This is a genomic window from Betaproteobacteria bacterium (genome assembly GCA_016791345.1).
Classification (GTDB): domain Bacteria; phylum Pseudomonadota; class Gammaproteobacteria; order Burkholderiales; family JAEUMW01; genus JAEUMW01.
Genome location: JAEUMW010000080.1, coordinates 1 through 1,984 on the forward strand (window position 1 = coordinate 1; position 1,984 = coordinate 1,984).

Genomic DNA, 1,984 nt, shown 5'->3' on the forward strand with positions numbered 1-1,984 from the left:
CATCGCGAGCCCGATCAGCGCGCGGCGCAGCAACGGGTCGCCGAGCGCCTGCCGCGCGGCGGAGCCGGGATGCTCGATCAGCACGGTGAAGAGGCAGGCCGAGAGCATGAAGAAGCCGAGTCCCGCGGCTTCCATCAGGTATTCCGGCCAGTGGCCGCCGAGCGCGCGTTGTGCGAGAGACGAGAAGCGTGAGGCCGCAGGCGTCATCGAGGCGTGAGGCGGATGGCGGGAGGAGGAACCGGCAACGGCCTCCTCGGCGAACGTTGCCGAGGGGTTCCCGCCGCCCTCGATCCCCTCCGCCGTCTCGACCCTGCGTTGCATCCGCACGACTCCCTCTCCCACGATCACTCCTTCACTCCTTCACGCATTCACTGCTCTCCGCTCACGCCGCCGCCTTCTCCGCCGCCGCAGGTTGCCGCCAGTAGGCGGGTATGTCGTCGCGATAGCGGCGCTGGACGAGATTGGCGACGAGCCCGGTCCAGCCGGTCTGGTGCATGGCGCCGAGGCCGAGGCCGCTCTCGGCGTGGAAGTACTCGTTGAAAAGCAGCAGGTCGCGCCACGCCGGGTCGCTCTGGAACGGGCCGGGTGCGGGCAGCGCGGGAATGTGCCCGTCGGGATCGCGGCGGAAGATGTTCACAAGGCGGTCGGAGATGAGCTTTGCGATGTCGTTCAAGGTCAGTTCAATGCCGCCGAGGCAGGGCGCAGCGACCTTGAAGTCGTCGCCGAGGAAGCGGTGGTACTTCTCGATCGCCTGCACCAGCGTGTAGTTGGTCGGCATCCAGATCGGGCCGCGCCAGTTGGAGTTGCCACCGAAGAGCCCGCTGTTGGATTCACCCGGCACGTATTCGATCAGGGCGCGGCCGACGCCGTGCACGTGGCCGAGGTCCTGGCGCTCGGCATGCACGCGCGACACGCTGCGCACGCCGTACTCGGACAGGAACTCGCCTTCGCTCAGCACGTGCTGCAGCATGCGCTTGAGCTTGTCCGCGTCGACCAGCGCCAGCAGGTGCTCGCCGCGCCCGTTGGTCTTGGTCGGGCATTCGCTCACGTACACGCCGTCGAAGAGCCCGTAGCGGTGCGCATTCATCACCGCATGGAAGCGCGGCGATGCGGCGAGCAGGCGCTGGTCGACGATCTCCGCCGCGAAGAGCGGGATCAGCCCGACGAACGAGAACACGTCGATGCGCTGGGCGCTGCCGTCGGGCCCGACCACGACGTCCTTGAAGAAGCCGTCCTCCTCGTCCCACAGCGAAACGCCCATGCCGCTGCCGCCGGCGATGGTGTTGGCGATGCCGAGGAACTGCGTGTAGCACTGGATGGCGACGTCCTGATAATCCGAATCGGCTGCGGCCAGCTCCAAGCAGATGATCGTCATGTTGAGCGCGAACATCGCCATCCAGCCGGTGGCGTCCGCCTGCTTCAGGCTGTAGCCCGGCGGCAGCGGCTGCGAGCGGTCGTAGACCGAGATGTTGTCGAGGCCGAGGAACCCGCCTTCGAACACGTTGGCGCCGTCCGCGTCCTTGCGGTTCAGCCACCACGTGTAATTCATCAGCAGCTTGTGTGTCACCCGCTGCAGGAAGCCGACGTCGGGCGTGCCGCGCTGCACGCGCTCGGCGCGGAACACCTTGAGCGCAGCCATCGCCAGCACCGGCGGATTGACGTCGCCGAACGCCCATTCGTAGGCCGGGATCTGGCCGTTCGGGTGCAGGAAGTCCTCCTTCAGCAGGAGTTCGATCTGCTCCTTCGCGAAGTCGATGTCGACCAGCGCCAGCGCGGCGCAGTGGAAGGCGAGGTCCCACGCCGCGAACCAGGGGTACTCCCAGGTGTCGGGCATCGAGATCACGTGCGCGGCTTTCATGTGCCGCCAGCTGCGGTTGCGGCCGTGGCGGCGCGTGTCGGGTGGCGGCAGCGCGTCGCCGTCGAGCCAGCGGGCGACGTCGTAGTGGAAGAACTGCTTGCTCCAGATCATGCCGGCGAGCGCCTG

Annotated in this window: 2 protein-coding genes; both read right to left on the bottom strand. The window is 67.6% G+C overall.

Translation table 11 applies throughout. From position 1 onward, the window contains the following. Positions 1–321 (bottom strand): hypothetical protein (locus tag JNK68_03050; GenBank protein ID MBL8539331.1); only part of this gene is annotated, 321 nt, incomplete at its 3' end. Positions 322–382: 61 nt separating this feature from the next. Continuing rightward, the gene (locus JNK68_03055) at positions 383–1,969 is read right to left on the bottom strand and encodes a hypothetical protein (GenBank protein ID MBL8539332.1); all 1,587 of its coding nucleotides are present in this window, start codon (positions 1,967–1,969) and stop codon (positions 383–385) included. Positions 1,970–1,984 lie beyond the last annotated feature (15 nt).

What these genes read in the sequence shown, in the direction of transcription:
- JNK68_03055 (MBL8539332.1), bottom strand. Translation starts at nt 1,969, where the DNA reads ATGATCTGGAGCAAGCAGTTCTTCCACTACGACGTCGCCCGCTGGCTC.